This is a genomic window from Virgisporangium aliadipatigenens (genome assembly GCF_016863615.1).
GTDB classification, from domain to species: Bacteria; Actinomycetota; Actinomycetes; order Mycobacteriales; family Micromonosporaceae; genus Virgisporangium; species Virgisporangium aliadipatigenens.
The window spans coordinates 43,169-59,923 of sequence record NZ_BOPF01000014.1 but is presented as its reverse complement, the minus strand read 5'-3'; the positions used below and the strand labels follow the sequence as shown (position 1 = coordinate 59,923).

The 16,755-nt window shown below is 72.2% G+C and carries 16 protein-coding genes; 10 read left to right on the top strand and 6 right to left on the bottom strand.

The features are described 5' to 3' along the window. Nucleotides 1–11 precede the first annotated feature (11 nt). Nucleotides 12–2,012 carry a hybrid sensor histidine kinase/response regulator gene (locus Val02_RS20300; protein WP_203900708.1) on the top strand — a complete coding sequence of 667 codons (2,001 nt, stop codon included), beginning with the start codon at nucleotides 12–14 and terminating at the stop codon, nucleotides 2,010–2,012. Here Val02_RS20300 and Val02_RS20295 read toward each other — a convergent pair. Both Val02_RS20295 and Val02_RS20290 read right to left on the bottom strand, forming a co-directional pair. Continuing rightward, a complete protein-coding gene (locus Val02_RS20295) occupies nucleotides 1,942–2,973 on the bottom strand; it encodes an alpha/beta hydrolase (RefSeq protein WP_203900707.1) in 1,032 nt (343 codons plus the stop codon). The genes Val02_RS20300 and Val02_RS20295 overlap by 71 nt on opposite strands. Before the next feature lie 9 nt (nucleotides 2,974–2,982). After that, nucleotides 2,983–3,360 carry a response regulator gene (locus Val02_RS20290; protein ID WP_203900706.1) on the bottom strand — a complete coding sequence of 126 codons (378 nt, stop codon included), beginning with the start codon at nucleotides 3,358–3,360 and terminating at the stop codon, nucleotides 2,983–2,985. A gap of 70 nt (nucleotides 3,361–3,430) precedes the next feature. Here Val02_RS20290 and Val02_RS20285 point away from each other — a divergent pair, with 70 nt between their 5' ends. The 5 genes from Val02_RS20285 to Val02_RS20265 all read left to right on the top strand — a co-directional run bounded on the left by Val02_RS20285 (nucleotide 3,431) and on the right by Val02_RS20265 (nucleotide 9,208). Continuing rightward, complete coding sequence (locus Val02_RS20285; protein ID WP_203900705.1) at nucleotides 3,431–3,934, top strand: endonuclease V; 504 nt, start codon at nucleotides 3,431–3,433, stop codon at nucleotides 3,932–3,934. A gap of 93 nt (nucleotides 3,935–4,027) precedes the next feature. Continuing rightward, entirely contained in the window at nucleotides 4,028–4,939 is a 912-nt protein-coding gene (locus Val02_RS20280; protein ID WP_203900704.1) for an ADP-ribosylglycohydrolase family protein, read from the top strand. A 44-nt stretch (nucleotides 4,940–4,983) separates the two neighbouring features. After that, a complete protein-coding gene (locus tag Val02_RS20275; protein ID WP_203900703.1) occupies nucleotides 4,984–5,772 on the top strand; it encodes a maleylpyruvate isomerase family mycothiol-dependent enzyme in 789 nt (262 codons plus the stop codon). A gap of 93 nt (nucleotides 5,773–5,865) precedes the next feature. Further along, nucleotides 5,866–8,271, top strand: a complete 2,406-nt coding sequence (locus Val02_RS20270; protein ID WP_203900702.1) for a glycosyltransferase — start codon at nucleotides 5,866–5,868, stop codon at nucleotides 8,269–8,271. Beyond that, nucleotides 8,261–9,208, top strand: a complete 948-nt coding sequence (locus tag Val02_RS20265; protein WP_203900701.1) for a glycoside hydrolase family 130 protein — start codon at nucleotides 8,261–8,263, stop codon at nucleotides 9,206–9,208. Before Val02_RS20270 ends, Val02_RS20265 begins: the two co-directional genes overlap by 11 nt. Nucleotides 9,209–9,324: 116 nt before the next feature. On the opposite strand, the gene Val02_RS20260 is transcribed toward Val02_RS20265, so the two are convergent. Further along, complete coding sequence (locus Val02_RS20260) at nucleotides 9,325–10,581, bottom strand: aminotransferase class V-fold PLP-dependent enzyme (RefSeq protein ID WP_203900700.1); 1,257 nt, start codon at nucleotides 10,579–10,581, stop codon at nucleotides 9,325–9,327. After that, on the bottom strand, nucleotides 10,581–11,372 hold the full coding sequence (locus Val02_RS20255; protein ID WP_203900699.1) for an SGNH/GDSL hydrolase family protein: 792 nt from the start codon (nucleotides 11,370–11,372) through the stop codon (nucleotides 10,581–10,583). The genes Val02_RS20260 and Val02_RS20255 overlap by 1 nt, the downstream gene beginning before the upstream one ends. Nucleotides 11,373–11,467: 95 nt before the next feature. Here Val02_RS20255 and Val02_RS20250 point away from each other — a divergent pair, with 95 nt between their 5' ends. Both Val02_RS20250 and Val02_RS20245 read left to right on the top strand, forming a co-directional pair. Beyond that, nucleotides 11,468–14,041, top strand: a complete 2,574-nt coding sequence (locus Val02_RS20250; protein WP_203900698.1) for an Hsp70 family protein — start codon at nucleotides 11,468–11,470, stop codon at nucleotides 14,039–14,041. Between the two features lie 78 nt (nucleotides 14,042–14,119). Continuing rightward, entirely contained in the window at nucleotides 14,120–14,539 is a 420-nt protein-coding gene (locus tag Val02_RS20245; protein WP_203900697.1) for a CBS domain-containing protein, read from the top strand. Between the two features lie 320 nt (nucleotides 14,540–14,859). Here the strand turns inward: Val02_RS20245 and Val02_RS20240 are convergent, their stop codons facing one another. Then, nucleotides 14,860–15,393, bottom strand: a complete 534-nt coding sequence (locus tag Val02_RS20240) for a YbaK/EbsC family protein (protein WP_203900890.1) — start codon at nucleotides 15,391–15,393, stop codon at nucleotides 14,860–14,862. Between the two features lie 37 nt (nucleotides 15,394–15,430). On the opposite strand from Val02_RS20240, the gene Val02_RS20235 reads away from it, so the two are divergent. Beyond that, nucleotides 15,431–15,712, top strand: coding sequence for a DUF6412 domain-containing protein (locus Val02_RS20235; RefSeq protein ID WP_239153201.1), 282 nt, complete (start codon nucleotides 15,431–15,433; stop codon nucleotides 15,710–15,712). A 108-nt stretch (nucleotides 15,713–15,820) separates the two neighbouring features. After that, the gene (locus Val02_RS20230) at nucleotides 15,821–16,513 is read left to right on the top strand and encodes a YidC/Oxa1 family membrane protein insertase (RefSeq protein ID WP_203900696.1); all 693 of its coding nucleotides are present in this window, start codon (nucleotides 15,821–15,823) and stop codon (nucleotides 16,511–16,513) included. Here the strand turns inward: Val02_RS20230 and Val02_RS20225 are convergent. Further along, a complete protein-coding gene (locus tag Val02_RS20225) occupies nucleotides 16,498–16,698 on the bottom strand; it encodes a hypothetical protein (RefSeq protein ID WP_203900695.1) in 201 nt (66 codons plus the stop codon). The genes Val02_RS20230 and Val02_RS20225 overlap by 16 nt on opposite strands. Nucleotides 16,699–16,755: the final 57 nt, after the last annotated feature.

Here is a 16,755-nt window from a genome sequence, read left to right as displayed (position 1 = left end):
CCGTTAGGTAGATGGCGCGGCCGCCCGACGACCCCATCCTGCCGGAACGCGGCGAGCCCGACCACGTCGTCGGCCAGAACGCCGCTGACGCCCGTCTCGCGGCGATGGTGCGCTCCGCGCACGAGGCGATCATCGGCAAGACCCTCGACGGCATCATCACCGACTGGAACGCCGGCGCGGAGCGCGTCTACGGCTGGGGGCCGGAAGAGGTGATCGGCCGGCACGCGGGCCTGCTCTTCCCGCTGGAGCGCCGCGACGAGGAGGCGCGGATCCTCTCGTCGATCGCCGTGGGCAGCCCGGTGGAGCGTTATCGCACGCAGCGCTACCGCAGCGACGGTTCGCTGGTGACGGTCTCGATCACGGCGTGGCCGGTGCGCGACGGGGCCGGGGTCGTCGTCGGCGCGGCCTCGCTGTCCCGCGTGGTGAGCGCCGAGCAGCTCGCCGAGGCGAAGTACTTCGGGCTGCTCGAGGCCGCCCCGGACGCGATCGTCGCGGTGGACGCCGACGGGCGGATCGTGCTGGCGAACGCCCAGACCGAGCGGCTGTTCGGGTATGCGCGCAACGAGCTGATCGGGCGCCACGTGGAGACCCTGGTCCCGGACGAACAGCGCGGGCGGCACGTCGGCCACCGGCGCGGGTACATCCAGCATCCGGTGAGCCGGCCGATGGGCACCGTCGGCCAGCAGCTGGAGGGGCAGCGGCGCGACGGCAGCCGGTTCCCGGCCGACATCAGCCTGAGCGCGGTCGACACCGAGGGCGGGCGGCTCATCACGGCCGCCATCCGGGACGCCTCGGAGCGCCTCGCCGTGCAGGCCGAGCACGACCGCCTCAAGGCCCTCGCCGAGGAGGAACGCCTGGCCAGGCGGCTGCAGCAGACGCAGCGGCTGGAGAGCCTGGGCCAGTTGGCCGGCGGGGTGGCGCACGACTTCAACAACCTGCTGGCGGTGATCGTCAACTACGCGGCGTTCGTCGCGGAGGAGCTCGAGGCCGCGGGTGAACAGGACCGGGAGCGCTGGGCCCCGGTGATCGGCGACGTGGCGCAGATCCAGCGCGCGGCCGATCGTGGGATCGCGCTGACCCACCAACTGCTGGCGTTCGGCCGCCGCGAGGTGGCCCGTCCGCGGGTCATCTCGGTCAACGACGTGATCGGCGACGTGCACCGCATGCTCGGGCGTTCCCTCGGCGAACACGTGGAACTGGGACGACGCCTCAGCGGCGAACTGTGGCCCGTGCACGCGGACCCGGCCCAGCTCGAACAGGTCCTGGTCAACCTCGCGGTGAACGCCCGCGACGCGATGCCGGGCGGCGGGACGGTCACGATGAGCACCGACAACCTGGAGATCCACGAGAAGGACGGCAACCTCAAGCCCGGCCGTTACGTGACGGTGAAGGTGGCCGACAGCGGGCGCGGCATGCCGGAGGACGTGATGGCGCGCGCGTTCGAACCGTTCTTCACGACGAAGCCGAAGGGCGAGGGCACCGGCCTGGGGCTGGCCACGGTGTACGGCATCGTCACGGAGGCCGGCGGCGACGTGCGGATCGAGTCGGAGCTGGGCGTCGGCACCTGTTTCACGCTGCTGCTGCCCGCCACGGAAGAAGAACTCCCCGCGCCCGCCCCGCAGCTGAAGAAGAGCCGCAAGGGCGGCGGCGAGACGATCCTGGTCTGCGAGGACGAACCGGCGATCCGCGAGGTGACCCGGCGCATCCTCGACCGCAACGGCTACGAGGTGATCCTGGCGAACGACGGCATGGACGCGATCAAGATCGCCCGCACCCGGGAGGGGCCGCTGCACCTGCTGCTCACCGACGTGGTGATGCCGCAGGTGCTCGGCAAGGACGTGGCGGAGGCGGTGCACAAGGCGCGGCCGCAGACGCGGGTGCTGTACATGTCCGGGTACGCCCGGCCGGTGCTGGCCGGCACGGGCACCCTGGAGTCCGGCGTCACGCTGGTGGAGAAGCCGTTTTCTGAAGAAGTTCTGCTGACGGCCGTGCGGGAAGTCCTCGACGCGTAGACCCCGTGGGGAAGTAGGCACCCATCCAGGTGCGCATCGCGTCGAAGAACGCCGCCCGCACGGGTGGCGGGGAGAGCACGAGGTCGTGCAGGCCCTTGTCGATCCGCACGAGGGAGACGTTGCGGCCGACGGCCGGCGTCCAGCGGGCGATGTGGTCGACGCGCAGCACCGAGTCGGAGGTGGTGGCCGCGGCGTCCCAGCGGGCCCGCTTGTAGCTCGCCGTCGAGCAGCCCACCAGCACCGGGGCCGTGATGTCGAGGCCGCTGTGAACCCGCTTGTGTCCGGCCAGGATCGCCCGCACCCAGCCGGCGAAGAGCGGGAACGGCTTGATCGGCTTCCAGGCCACGTCGTAGTCCCACTCGCCGTGGTGGTCCTTGTGGATCGAGTGGCCGTAGACGAGGTTCGCCGGCACGTTGAGCGCGGCCAGGGGGCGGCGGGCGCCGAGCGCGGCGGCCGCGGGCAGGACGACGTTCTTGGTGACGCCCTCGGCGGGGAAGTCGAAGAACGGGCTGTTGAGGATCATCGCGTCGTACACGCCGTCGGCGCGGCGGTCGTGTCCCCACAGGGCGGCGAGGAGGCCGCCGGTGGAGTGCCCGTTGATCAGGAGGCGGTCGTGCCCGTCCTCCTCGCGGATGATCCGGACCGCCTCGTCCAGTTCGGGGTAGTAGTCGGTCATGTCGAGGCAGTGGTTGGGGGTCTGGTGCTCGCGCAGGCTGCGCCCGTACTTGCGCAGGTCGAGGGCGTAGAAGTCGATACCCGCCTCGACGAAGAAGTCGGCGAGGTGGGTCTGGAAGAAGTAGTCGACCCAGCCGTGCACGTACAGCACGGCGGCGTCGGTGGGGTGTTCGGCGCGGCGGGAGACCAGGGTCGCCACGACCGGCCCCTCCGCGTCGTCGGGAAGGGTGATGTCCCGCCGCACGTACGGCGCACCCAGTACGTCCGGCGTGGTCTCGCTCGACATGCCCGGAGGCTAATGCACTCTCAGTGCGGCTTCTACTGTCTCGGCGAGCTGGCTCGGATTGAACGGCTTCTCCAGCAGGTTGCTGTCCGCGTGGATCAGCCCCTCGGCCACCGCCCGGTCCCGGTTGTAACCGGAGACGAAGATGACGTCGACCTCGCCGGCGTATCGCTTGTGCACCTCCTCGGCCAGGTCGAGGCCGCGGCCGTCGGGCATGCTGATATCGGTGATCACCAGGTCCGGCGGCTCGGCGTAGGCGTCGAGAGCCGCCCGCGCCTCCTCGACGCCGGCGGCCGTGCGCACGTCGTAGCCGCGCCGTTTGAGGATCCGGTCCATGAGCGTGCGTAGGTCGGGCTCGTCGTCGACCACGAGGATCGAGGGGTGCGTCATAGGTCCGAATTATCCGCACTCGAAGGTGCAGCGGAGGGTGGTTGCGGCAGATGGTCGGTAGCCTGCCGGCGTGACACGCACGGGAGCGGTCGATGTGTACTACCCCGAGGCCGGTGGGGCGACCGCGGCGCTCGTCGTGGCGGGCGATCCCGGCTTCGCCGATCCGCTCGCCGAGCACGTCGTTCGGCTCGAGGAGGTGGCGCCTTACCAGCCCGGCGCCTTCTTCGAACGGGAACTGCCGGCCCTCGAGGCCGTGCTGGCGGTCGCCGACCCGGTGGAACTGCTGGTGATCGACGGCTACGTGACGTTGGATCCGCAGGGGCGGCCGGGTCTCGGGGCCCATGCGCATGAGCGGTTCGGTGTGCCAATTATCGGCGTCGCGAAGACGTCGTTCCGCGGCGCGACGCACGCGATCGAGGTGCTGCGCGGCGACTCGGCGCGGGCGCTGTATGTCACCGCCGCCGGCATGGATGCCCAGGTGGCGGCCGATCTGGTGCGGAACATGGCGGGCCGGCACCGGATGCCCGACGCACTCAAGCGCGTCGATCACCTGTCGCGGAGAGGCGTGTATTAGCAGCCACATAGCACAACGCGAGCTCGCCCTGAGCGAGATATTCTCCACTCTTTAACTGGGTAATACCGCAAAAGCTATCGGTAAACTGATCAAATGCTGGACGCCAGCCGGGAGATTCGTTCCGCCCGCGCCTGGCATGCCCTCATCGGCCTGTCGATCGGCGACGCCTACGGCTCGCTGTACTTCGGATCCGGTAGCCAGCCCGGCGACTATCAGAATCACCCAGCACCTCCGCCACCCTGGCCCTGGACGGACGACACCGAGATGGCGTGCTCGGTCGTGGCATCACTGTTCGCGTACGACGGGATCGACCAGGACGCGTTGGCGATCGACTTCGCCGAACGCTGCGAGCCCTTCCGGGGGTACGGCCCCGGGGCGGTCCAACTGCTGCACCGCATCCGGGACGGCGGAAACTGGCGCAAGCTCGCCGCCGCCGCGTACGGCGGCCAGGGCTCCTGCGGCAACGGCGCGGCCGTTCGGGTGCCGCCGATCGGGGCGTACTTCGCCGACATGCCGGCCCGTGCGGCCGCCGAGGCGGCGCGCTCCGCCGTCGTGACGCACACCCACCCGGAGGCGGTGGCCGGCGCGATCGCGGTGGCGGTGGCCACGGCGCACGCCGTTCGGGGCACCCAGGATCTGCTCGGTGCGGTGGCCGCCGCGCTGCCGCCCGGCGAGGTGCGGGCGGGTGTGCTGCGCGCGCACCGGCTCGGGACCGGGGTGTCGGTGTCGGAGGCAGCCGCCGCGCTCGGCAACGGTTCGCGGTTCACCTGCCAGGACACCGTGCCGTTCTGCCTGTGGGTCGCCACGCGGCACGCGGACGACTTCGTGGCGGCGCTCGATGCCTGCATGCGCGCCGGCGGGGACACGGACACCACGGGTGCCGTCGTCGGCGGAATCGTAGGGGCCGCACTGGAAGCTCATGACGTTCCCCCGGAATGGCTGGAGGCGCGCGAACCGCTCCCGACGTGGCTCGCGCCGCCCACGACGGCGGTCGCACAAGCCTGAGCGGGTCTTGCCCGCGCGGCGCGGCGCGGGCGATGCTGCGTGGCATGCAGCGCACGATCGCCGCGTGGCGTCACGTATCGACCAACACCCTCGCGCTCGGCCGCCGGCTCGGCGACGCGGAGTGGGCCGCCCCGACCGGATGTCCGAAGTGGACGGTCGGCGACATCTTCGCCCACCACGTGGGGGTCGAGTCCTGGATGCGCGACGGCAAGGGGGCGCCGGACCTGCCGGTCGACGACTTCACCCAACGCGACGTGGACGCGCGGCGGGACACCCCGCGCACGGCGGTCCTGGACGAACTGGAAGAAGTGCTCCGCGCCCGCGCCGAGCAGCTGGAGACGGCCGATCCCGAGTCGATCGCGCACACCGCCTGGGGCACCCGAACGACACTCGCCACGCAGATGCGCCACCGCACGTTCGACCTGTGGGTGCACGAGCAGGACGTGCGCTGGGCGCTGCACGCGCTGCGGCACGGCCCCGGCCCGGCGCACACCGTCACCGACGGGCCGGCCGCGGTGCTGGTCGGCCGGATCCTGCTCGCCGCCCTGCCGAAGATCGTCGCCAAGGACGCCCGGGCGCCGATCGGTTCGGCCGTGCGGGTGTCGGTCCTCGGCGGGTTCGACGTGACGGTGCGGGTCGGCGACGACGGTCGGGCTTCTTTCGAGGAGGCGACGAGCGAAGCGGTGGCGGCGCCGACCGCGCATGTCACGCTCAGCCGGCCCGAGTACGTGCGGCGCAGCGCCGGCCGTGACCTGCCATCCGGCCCGGTCTGGATCTCAGGCGACCGCGACCTCGGCGAACGCCTGGTCGACGCGCTCAACGTCGCCCCATAGCGCTCCCCGTGGCCCCATAGCAGGGCAACCTCGCATAAGAGGCTAATTAGCCATAACCCGTACCGTTCTCACAAAAGCGGCAACAATGCGTCCATGTACCGTGCCGCTACGTACCGGCTCGGCATCGTGTCGACCTACGTGCCGCGCCGCTGTGGGCTAGCCACCTACACGGCCGACCTCCGCGAGGCACTCGGAGTCGCCACCGACGACATCGAGAGCGTCGTCGTGGCCATCGACCGTGACGGGCTCAGCTACGGCGACGAGGTTGTCGCCACGATCCGCCAGGACCACATCGCCGACTACGAGGACGTCGCCGAGCGCATCAGGTCCGCCGGCATCGACGTCGTACTCATCCAGCACGAGTACGGCATATTCGGCGGCCCGAACGGCTCGCACGTGCTCCATCTCGCCCGCGCGCTCACCACCCGCGGCATCCCGTACCTGGTCACGCTGCACACGCTGCTGTCCACGCCGACGCCCGGGCAGGCCGCCACGCTCACCGCGCTCTGCGCCGGCGCGGCCGGCGTGACCGTGTTCACCGAGACGGCGCGTCGGATGGCCGTCGCCGCCGGCATCGCGGCAGCCCACCAGATCACGGTCGTCCCGCACGGCGCCCCGTCCGTCCTGCGGACCGCTCCGCCGCCGACCGCGCTGGACGGGCTGCTGGAGTCGTTCGGGGACGACCCGGTGCTCACCACCTTCGGGCTGGTCAGCGCCGGCAAGGGGCTCGAGGACGCGATCTCGGCGATGGCCGCCGTCGTCGCCCGGCATCCCCGCGCGCGGTACGTCATCGCCGGCGCCACGCACCCCGAGGTGGTCCGTCACGAGGGCGAGTCCTACCGGGACGGGCTGCACGAACGGGTCCGCTCGCTCGGGCTCACCGACAACGTGCACTTCGTCGACTCGTTCCTCACGCCGGCGGAATTGTCGGCGCTGCTCCGCCGGACGACGATCTTCGTGACGCCGTACCTGTCGCCCGAACAGATCTGTTCCGGCGCGCTGACCTTCGCCGTCGCCGCCGGGTGCCCGGTCGTGTCGACCGCGTACCGCTACGCGGAGGATCTGCTGGCGAACGGGGCCGGGATCATCGTGCCCTGCCACGACGTGGCCGGCCTCTCGGACGCCGTCAACCGGCTGCTCGACGACCCTGCGCTGCTGGCGCAGACGCGCGCCGCCGCCGACGCCCGCGGCGCGGGTCTCGTCTGGCCGGCCGTCGCGCTCATCGCCGGCGACCTCATCCGTTCCGTCGCCCGCCACTCGCCGGGGCACGCCGTGACCCGCCTCGGGCCGCTCTCCGTGCCGCCGCTGCGCCTGGACCACCTGCGCCGGCTCACCGACGAGTTCGGCATCATCGAGTTCTGCCGCGGGCGGGAACCCGACCTCGCCTACGGCTACAACGTCGACGACGTCTCCCGCCTGGCGATCGTCGCCGCCGAACTGCTCACCCTCGGCCAGGGCGGCGACCTCCCGACGCGCTGGATCCGGCTGGCGCTGCGCTTCCTGCGGGCGGCGCTCGGGTCCACTGTGGACAGTGCGGTCATGCACAACCGCATGACCTACGGGGGTTCCTGGACCGACCGGCCGCATCCCGGCGACCACGTGGGGCGCACCGTGTGGGCGTTGGGCGTCCTCGCCGGCACGCCAGCCGTCCCCGACCCGGAACGCCGCGACGCCACCGACCTCCTCGACGCGCTCGGCCCGCGCGTTCCCGAACTGGCCGCCATCGGCCTGCGCAGCGTCGCCTACGCCCTGCTCGGCCTGGTGCGCGCCGACCGCACCGCACACCTGCCCCAGTTGGTGTCCACACTGGACCGGGAACTGCGGGCACACGCCAGCGGCGGCGGCTGGTACTGGTTCGAGCCGGAACTCACCTACGACAACGCGCGGCTGCCACAGGCGCTGCTCGCCGGCGCCGCCGCACTCGGCGACCGCGCCACCGCCGCCCGGGCCCTGAACGCCCTGGACTGGTACGTCGCGCACGTCGGCCTCACCGACGGCACGCTGCGCAACGTCGGCAACCGCTGGCACCGCCGCGACGACGACCCGGTGCGCTGGGGCGACGCGGGCGACGAACAGCCGATCGACACCGCCGCCGCCGTCGACGCCACCGTGGAGGCGTGGGCCTACACGGGCAGCCCGCGCTACGCGGACCTCGCAGGGGTGGCGTATTCGTGGTTCCACGGTCGCAACCGCGCGGGTGCCGTACTGTACGAAACGGACACCGGTGCATGTCACGACGGACTGGCGGCAACCACCGCAAACCCCAACTGCGGCGCCGAATCCACCCTTGCGCACCAGCAGTCGCTGGTGACCCTGCTGCGGGCGGGTCTGGCAGCGTGGCCCGACCGGCCCAAGGCGGGACACCGCGTCGGCAACCGGCTCCGAACGGCCGCCGCCGCGCCGCCGCCCGCGACTCCCGCCGCGCCGGGGCGCACCACTCCACCGGTCCGACCCAAGCACCGCACCCGCACCACGGAGGGCCAGAACGATGCACGATGAGGCGGAGCTGTTCCAGCGTTACCCCGGCAATCCGATCCTGACCGCGCACGACTTCCCGTATCCGATGAACAGCGTGTTCAACCCGGGCGCCGCGATGCACGACGGGGACACGGTGCTGCTGGCCCGGGTGGAGGACCGCCGCGGCATCTCGCACCTGACGGTGGCGCGCAGCGCGGACGGTCGCAAGGACTGGCGGGTCGAGTCGAAGCCGCTCATCTCCGACGACCCCACCGACCCGACGATCTGCTGGGGCGTCGAGGACGCGCGGGTGACGCACGTGCCGCAGCTCGACGCGTACGCCATCACGTACACCGCCTACGGTCCCTCCGGCCCCTGCGTGGCGCTGTCGTTGACCAGGGACTTCGTCTCCGTCGAGCCGTACGGCATCATCATGCCGCCGGAGGACAAGAACGCCTGCCTGCTCCCCCGCACGATCAACGGCCAGTACGTGCTGTTCCACCGGCCGGTGGCGCAGCACGGGGCGCGCGCGGACGTGTGGCTGTCGCGTTCGGCCGACCTGAGGTCGTGGACGGCCTCAGAGCCGGTGGTGCAGTCGCGCTCCGGCCCGTGGTGGGACGCGACCCGGATCGGCATGGGGCCGACGCCGATCGAGACGCCGCACGGCTGGCTGTGCATCTACCACGGCGTGAAGAAGATGGTCGCCACCGACATCTACCGGGTCGGCCTGATGCTGCTCGACCTGGAGGACCCGACGAAGGTGCTGCGGCGCACGACGAGCTGGGTGCTCGGGCCGGACGCGCCGTACGAGCGGGTCGGCGACGTGCCCAACGTCGTCTTCCCCACCGGGCTCGTGCACGACGAGGGGACCGACGAGCTGCGGCTCTACTACGGTGCCGCCGACTCCACCATCGCCGTGGCCACCGCGGCATATTCGGAAGTATTGGATTACGTTTTGAGCCAACCGGAACAGATTTAGGGATATTTATTTACGCGCGTGCGTCGAGGGCGTGACCGTATGCTCCCGCGCGCACCGCTCCGGGCCGACTCGCTCCGCTTCATCGGCCGCTCCGCTGCCGGCTCCGTGTGCAGCCGTCAGAGCGCTCTGATCGCCGCCAGTGCCCTGTCCACGTCGGTCTCGTCCGTCGCGATGCTGGTGCCCAGTCGTAGGTAGCGCTCGCGGTACGGGGTCGCGGACGCGAGAACGCCCTGCTCGTAGAGCCTGCCCACGGCCGTCGTCGGATCCGCCGTGCTCAGCTCGCAGCACACCAGGCCGGCGCTCAGCTCCTTCGGCGTGTGCACGGTGACGGTGGGGATCTGCCGGAGCCCGTCGGCCAGCCGTTGCTGGAGCGCGGCTGTCCTTTGCGCCACGCGGTCGCGGCCGATGGTCGTGTGGAAGTCGAAGGCCTCCGCGAGGGCCCAGCGGTGTTCGAAGGTGTGGTAGCCGCCGGGCGTCGCGAGTGGGCCGGGCTCCCGCGCCGGTACGGTCCCGTCCAGCCATGCGCCGATGCCGGCGCCGGAGAACGACGGCACCACCGGCGTGTACCGCCGCCACGCCTCGGCCGAGCCCCACACCAACCCGGTTCCGCGCGGGCCGAAGAGCCACTTGTGGCAGCCGGACACGAAGAAGTCCACGCCGAGGTCGGTCACCGGGCCGGCCGAACACCCGAACCCGTGCACCGCGTCCAGGCAGATCAGCGCCTGCGTGCGGGAACGGGCCGCGTCGGCGAGGGCGCGGACCGGCAGGCGCACACCCGTTCCCGAGTGGACCCAGGTGAGCGCGACGACCTTGACCGACGGCGTCAACGCCGCCGTGAACGCGGAGACGATCTCGTCGGTCGTGGCCCGCGCGGCGTCGGCGTACAGGCGGACCTTGCGCACGACGGCGCCGGTCCGCGCGGCGACGAGCCGCAGCGACTCGTGCGTGGCGTAGAAGTCGTGCTCGGTCGTGAGGATCTCGTCGCCCGGCCCCAGCTTCAACCCGCTGTACAGCAGCCCGAGCCCGGCCGTCGTCGAGTCGGTGAAAGCCACCTCACCACCGGGAACGCCCAGATACGCCGCCGCGCGTTCGACGACCCGGGCTTCCAGCTCCTCCTCGTGCCGGCCGAGATAGCCCACCGGATCCCGGTCGAGGCCGGCGGCGTGCTCGGCGATCCGGGCCCGCACCGACGCCGGATGGCTGGCGAAGACGAACGCCGCGAAGTGCGCCTTGTCGCGTTCCAGCCCGAACTGCGCGCGCACGCTCGACCAGTCGGACGCGTCGAAGGGAGCGGCGGGCGCCTTCGCCTTCGGACCGCAGGCCGCGAGTGCGGCGAGCGTGCCGCCGGCGATCAGCTCCCGCCGCCCGACCATCAGAAAACGCTCTCCAACGTGGGCCGCTTAGGGGTCAGCAGGTCCCCCGACGACTTCCCCGTCAGGCGCCGCTTGAGCCACGGCGCCAGGTGCGTCGCCGCCCAGCGCGCGTCGGCCGCCCGGGCCCGCGTCCAGCTCAGGCTCTCCGGCGGGGGAACGGCCGCCAGCCACTCCTCCTCCGCCGGAACGCCCAGCGAGCTCAGCACGTGCGCGGCGACCCGTTGGTGCCCGATCGGCGACATGTGCAGCCGGTCCGGCCCCCACAGCCGCCGGTTGTCGAACGCCTCGTCGCCCCACAGGTCGATGACGTGCGCACCCTGCCGGTCGCCGATCTCGACGATCATGTCGTTGATCGCCTTGCCGCGGGACTCCATCGTCTTGCGGGCCGGCAGGTGCACGCTGACGTTGGCCCAGCGGAAGAGCACCACGTCGGCGCCGGTGCCGCGCAGCTGCTCCACCACCCGCTCGAACTTCGCCGCCAGCGTCGCCAGGTCGAACCCCCGGCGCAGCGCGTCGTTGCCGCCCGCCGCGAAGCTGTACAGGTCGGCCCGCATCTCCAGCGCGGCCGGCAGCTGATCGGCCACGATCTGATCGAACAGCTTCCCTCGGATCGCGAGGTTGGCGTACCTGAAATCGGACTTCTCCCCCGGCGGGCGATCGGCTGCCGCATGTGTCGCGAGCTGCGCCGCTACGAGATCCGCCCACCCGCGGAACCCGCGCCCGTCGTCGTAGGGATCGTCCAGGCCTTCCGTGAAGCTGTCGCCGACGGCGACGTAACTGTTCCACCCCATGGGGGCATCCTCTCAGGGTGAACGGCCCCTCCCAAGGGTGACCTTGGCCGCCACAGAACGGGGCGTGCCGCCACGAACCGTGTCAAACTCCCGCTATGCCGGTGGGGCAAGGGCGGGTACTGGGCGTCGACTTCGGGACGTCCCACACGGTCGCGATGCTCCGCTGGCCGGACGGCCGGATCAAGCCGCTGCTCTTCGACGGCACGCCGCTGCTGCCCTCCGCGGTGTTCGCCCCCGAGGGTGAGTCGGACTGCGTCGTCGGCAACGACGCGCTGCACCAGGGCCGCCACGTGCCCGCCGCCCTCGAACCCAACCCGAAGCGGCGCATCGACGACGGCCGCGTCCTGCTCGGCGCGCGCGAGTTCACCGTCGTGGACCTGATCGCCGCGGTGCTGACGCGCGTGGCGCACGAGGCCGAACGGGTCGCCGGCCCACCGGGTGCGCTGGTGCTCTCCCACCCGGCCGGCTGGGGACCGGTGCGCCGCCTCATGCTCAGCGACGCCGCGCGCACGGCCGGCCTGCCCACACCGGCGTTCGTCCCGGAACCGGTCGCCGCGGCCCGGTTCTTCACCTCTGTGCTCGGCGGGCTCCTGCGCACCGGCGAGACCCTGCTGGTCTACGACCTCGGCGCCGGAACGTTCGACGTGAGCGTCATCCGCGCCGGCACCGAACCGCACATCCTCGGCAGCGACGGCATCGCCGACGTCGGCGGGCTCGACATCGACGCCGCGCTGGTGCAGTGGCTGCGGCCGCGCTACGACGACGCCTCCTGGCAACGGCTCGTCAATCCGTCCACAGTGGAGGACCGGCGGCTGCGCATGGACCTCTGGTCGGAGGTGCGCATCGGCAAGGAGATGCTCTCCCGCACCGCCACCGCCCACCTACGGCCGCCGCTGCTGGCCGGCTCCGTTCCGCTCACCGGCGCCGACTTCGCGAACGTCGCCCGGCCGCTGATCGACCGCACCGTGCGCACGGCCACGGCACTCACCCGGTACGCCGGGGTCGAGGTGGCGCACCTGCTCCTGGTGGGTGGCTCCAGCCGGCTGCCGCTGGTCCAGACGGCGCTGGTGGAGGCGTTCGGGGTGGCGCCGACCGTGACCGAACAGCCGGAGACGGTCGTGGCCGAGGGATGCCTCGTGGGGTGGGCCGATCCCGACCCCGCCACCGCCCCGCCCGACTCTCCCTGGCACGACTCCGCCCTGCACGACTCCGGCCTGCTCTGGCCCGAACGCACCTCGACCACCCTCGTCCCGTCCCCGTCCCCGGTCCCGGCCCCGCGCCCGCCCGGGTCGGGATCCACGGCCGTATCCGGCCCGGAAGCCGCCGCCGCTCGGGTCGGACCCGCCGCACACCCCGCGCCCATTGCAGACCTCGGATCCGGCGCTCACTTCCCGGCCGCCGCAGACCTCGGATCCGCCGCTCACCTTGGATCCGCCGCGCACCTTCCGGCCGCCAGTGATCCCTGGTCCGGGAGCTGGCCCGCGCCCGGTCCGGTGCCGGCGCAGCCGTCGCCGTGGACGCGCGACGAGACCGGCACCGGCGCGGCGCCCGCGACCCGGCTCCGGCATGAGATCACCGTGCGGCTGCCGCACCTGGAGAGCGACACCTCCGCCACCGCCCCGCCCGCCGGCCACCCGATCTTCCCCCGACCCACGCCGGCCTCGGGCCCGTGGCCGGCCGGCCCCGCCGGCGCCGACCCGCTCGGCCGTCCACACGGGACGGTGGCCCGCCCACCGTTTCCACACGCGGGCGACCCGCTCGGGTGGCACGGCGGCGCGGTAACCGATCCGGCGGTGCGGGCCGCGTACGGCGCACCCGGCGGCGGGCCGACCACGAATGTGCCGGCGGCCCGCCGACCCGGAGGTGTTCATGAGGCGAGCGGCCCGTGGGCTCCACACCCGCCCGGCGGCACGTGGGGTCCGCGATCGATCGTGGCGGCGCCGCCGGTGCGGCCCGGGCGGCGGCGTGGGGCACTCCTCGCGCTGGGGATGTTCGTGCTGGTGGTGGCGCTGATCGGCACGCTCGTCGGCACCGGTGTGCTGCGCCTCGGTGTGCCGTCCGACGAACCCGGCGACGGGACGGGCACCGCCGGACGGGCCGACCCCGGCCTGCCGCCGTGGCCGCTCAAGTACGGCGACTCGCTGGCGACCCCGCGCAACTGGGCGCCGACCGTTCGGCCCGACGAGCAGGCGACGTGCGGGTTCGTCGACGGTGGGCTGGAGGTGGAGATGCGCAAGGGCGGGACGTTCCGCTGCCCGGGCCAGCGCGACGAGGAGTCCGACTTCGCCATCACCGTCGAGGTCACGCTCGTCCGTCAGGCGCCGTGCGCGGGCATCTGGTTCCGGTTCGGGCGGCACGAGAACGGGGCCGAGGCCGGCTATCTGCTGAAGGTGTGCCGCACCAGGCTCGTCGCCGGCCGGCACCGGGCCGACGGGGCGATCGAGGAGGCGCGGGAGTTCCCGATCCCGGAGGTCGCGGAACGTGCCGCGACGCGCGTCGCGTTGGTGGCGCAGGGCGACCACTTCCGGTTCCGGCAGGACGGCCGGGAGGTGGGCGACTGGCGCGACGGCAGCTACCCGCGCGGTCGTGCGGCGCTCGGCATCGCCGTGTCCAAGGAGGCCGGCGCCGGTGCGGTGCGCTTCCGCGACGTGCGGGTGTTCGCGCCGTAGCCGTTGCGGATTAACGGTCACCGCGGGTGGGTAGCACCACACAAACGCCAATCCAGCGGTGCGAAAGGTGCTTCCCGCATGCAGATCGTCAAAGACGTGATGACTACCCACGTTGTGTACCTGCCGGGCGAGACCACCATCGCCGAGGCAGCCCGGACCATGCGCGAGCAGGACATCGGCGACGTGATCGTGGCCGACGGCACCAGTCTCGCTGGTGTCGTCACCGACCGCGACATCGTGGTGCGGGCCGTCGCCGAGCAGCGCGACCCGGACGCCACCACGATCAGCGAGATCATGACGCGCGAACTGGTCACCGTCCGGCCCGAGGACACCATCCAGCAGGCGGCGCTCCTGATGCGCGACCGCGCGATCCGGCGCCTGCTGGTCTGCGACGACGATCAAGGGCTGGTGGGTGTCGTGTCGATCGGCGACCTGGCCGAACGGATCGACCCCGACTCGGTGCTCGGCGGGATCAGCCAGGCCGACCCGAACAACTGAACCCCGGTACCACGACGGCCCACCCTGTGGTTCGGGTGGGCCGTCGTGGGACTGGAGGTTGTGCTGCTCGGACCGGGGTGCCGGCCGGATCCGGTGCGTGAACACCGGATCCGGCCAGGCGAACCTCCCCAGGTTCTCCGGAAAGTTCTGGCGTGGCCCCACTCGCGGCGGGGCCACTGCCTTGATAGACGCCGCGCCATCACGAATTGGTTGCGGTCGGCGCGAACTTTTTCGGGGCGCCCCAACGAGTTGGGCACGAAGGCCGATGGGATGCGTTGCACCGCCGAGGTTTCACGTGCAACGGAATCCACCCGTTTCGATCAGAGCACCGGCTTTGCCAGGTCTTCCACTACTACGGCGCCCGGCAGCCGGCCCAGCGCGGCGCCCGGCAGCTCGATCTTGCTGCCCCGGATGCCGCTTCCGATGATCACCCGTTCGGTGGCGATGACGCGGGCGTCGACCAGGATCGGCCAGTCGGCGGGCAGCCCGATCGGCGTGATGCCGCCGTACTCCATGCCGCTGCGTTCCACCGCCTCCGCCATGGGCGCGAAGCTCGCCTTGCGAACGTCGAGGCGCTTGCGGACGACGCCGTTCACGTCGGCGCGGGTCGTCGCGAGGATGACGCAGGCCGCATAGCGGATCTCCCCCTCGCGCTTACCGGCGACGACGACGCAGTTGGCCGACTCCTCCAGCGTCACGTCGTACGCGGCGCAGAACGCCGCCGTGTCGGCCAGTTCGGGGTCGATGGGCGCGACGAGGACATCCTCCTCGGGCCAGCCGCTCAGGGCCGCCGTCACGGCGGGGGCGAGCAGTTCGGGGTGTTCCCGGGCGGGTTCGGTGGTCAGTTTTCCCAGCACGGCTCCATCATCCATCTCCGGTACGCTGGGGAACGTGCTGACCGTATGGAGCACGATCTGGGCCGGCGCCGGGTTGTCCCTGGTGCCGACCGACGGCGCGCTGTCGTCGTTCACGGCGCTGGCCGTGGCGACGCTGTTCGCCGCTTTCGCGATGGTCGCCGTCCGGCGCGCCGCCGCCACCCGTCCGGTCCCGGTCCCGGTGCGCCGCATGCGCACGGGCACCGCCGCCGGCATGATGCGCACGACCCGCCTCTGCGACCCGGATGCCGCCGGGCGGCCGAGGCCACGCGCACCGGGTTCGGGCCCGGCCGCGTAGACACCGGCGCCTTCTTTCTCTCACGTGTGGGCTCAACGGGCCCGCGCGCGTCCGCGTGTGTGCGCGGCCCTCCGGCATGTCCCGTTCGACACTCCGGAAGGTCCCGTCATGTTCGATGCTGCCAGTGGTTTCGCTCTCGACGTCCTCACGACGCTTGTCAACGCTCTCGCCCCGATCGACGGCGGGGTCGCGGTCCTCGCCGGCGTGGCGCTCCTGACCGCGCTCGTCCGGCTCGCCCTGCACCCGCTCGCCCGGCGCCAGGCCAGGGCGATGCAGGCCCAGCTCGCCAAGGCGCCCGCGCTTGCCGAGGCGCGTAAGCGGGCCGGCGACGACCCCGCCAAGATGCAGGCCGAACTCCTCGACGCCACCAAGGGAATGGGTGGCGTGTTCCTGCCGATGCTGCTCCAGATGCCGGTGTTCCTGGCGCTGTACCCGGCGTTCAGCCGTTCCACTGTGGACGGTCGCCACAACGCGCTGCTCGACGCCGACCTGCTCGGGGTGCCGCTGCACGCACACGGCCTCGCGGCGGGCCTGCCGCTGCTGGTGCTCGTCGCCGCACTGGTGGCGATCGCGACCGTGAACGTGCGCCGCGCCCGCCGCCAGGCCGCGGCGCAACGGGACGCCGCGCAGCCGCAGGGCGTCGCGCCGCAGCCGGCCCCGGCACTGGTCGGCATCCTGCCGTACATCGCCGTCGTGCCGGCGCTGTTCATGCCGCTCGCGGCCGGCATGTACCTGTTGACCAGCACCGCCTGGTCGGCGGTGGAGGCGCCGCTGCTGCGGAGGCGCTACTCGGCCGGTTGACGTTCGGCCGGTACCGCCGGTGGATAGGAGGGGTCGGCCGGTCCGGCCGGTCCCTCACCCCGGGCGCGGCGCCGGTCCGCTTCGAGGATCGCGTCGCGGACGGCCAGTCGGATCACCCAGTAGAACCCGTACAGGGCGATGGCGGTGAACACCAGGCCCAGAAATGAGGCAAGCGCGGAGTTCATTACTTGACCGTAAGCGCTCCGCTGCCCGCTGTCATTCCAACGGGACGACGTCACCTT